Source organism: Mesonia sediminis (assembly GCF_042684705.1).
Classification (GTDB): domain Bacteria; phylum Bacteroidota; class Bacteroidia; order Flavobacteriales; family Flavobacteriaceae; genus Mesonia; species Mesonia sediminis.
In genome coordinates this window covers 1-926 of the sequence record NZ_JBHULZ010000007.1, presented here as the reverse complement: position 1 = coordinate 926, position 926 = coordinate 1, and the positions used below count along the sequence as shown (strand labels likewise).

Sequence of the window (926 nt, the reverse complement as noted above, 5' to 3'; positions counted from 1 at the left end):
AACTAAGCGTTCCCCAATGAAAAATCGGGGCAAGCTGTGTGGCCGGTACAGCCTGTCCCGACTTCTTTTTTCGGGAGCCTAACATGAACGCCGTGTTGACTAATCCGGCTGTTTGTCGGTTGGTACTATGGGGATTAATCTATTGCTGTGCTGCTCCTTTAGAGATGATTAGCAACATTTCTTTTCTTATCGGTAGACTTAGGATACCCAAAAAGCTTATAAATTGCACCTCTTTGCGTATTGAATGGTTTATTGCTATCCCCGCTAGTGCTCGGTTGCATCGCGTTCACCTTGCCTTATCACCAAAACTAGTCTCAACAAGTTAATACTGCACCTATCTTATTTACATCGCAATTAACTGGTAGCGCTTTGCTTTATCCAGTACAAAATTGTTTTAAAAATGTATATTTGGGTTGATATAACGAGTTGTGTGCGATGTAAAACGTACACTAAAATAAATCAAAAATTCGTACTTTCACGATATGAAATCAAATTTAATAAAATCACTTACAGATAATTTTGAGTCTAATTCACACAAAACGGATGAAGGAGTTGAATTTTGGCTAGCAAGAGATTTACAACACTTGTTAGAATACTCAAAATGGGATAATTTCCAAAATGTTATATCAAAAGCAAAAACAGCTTGTGAACTATCTGGAGAGGACATTTCCAACCATTTTGCCGACGTCGGGAAAATGGTCTCTATTGGGTCGGGAACTGAAAAAGAAATACCAGACATAATGCTAACAAGATATGCTTGTTATTTGGTAGCTCAAAATGGAGACCCAAGAAAAGAAAAAATTGCATTTGCTCAAAGATATTTTGCTGTTCAGACAAGAAAAGCTGAGATAATTGAACAAAAAATGCTTGAATATGAACGAGTTCAAGCTAGAAATAAGCTAAAAGAAACTGAGAAAGAATTATCA

General features: G+C 36.8%; 1 protein-coding gene. It reads left to right on the top strand.

The features are described from left to right. Nucleotides 1–482: 482 nt before the first annotated feature. A partial coding sequence (locus ACFSQ0_RS01350) for a BRO family protein (protein ID WP_379043077.1) occupies nt 483–926 on the top strand: 444 nt, incomplete at its 3' end.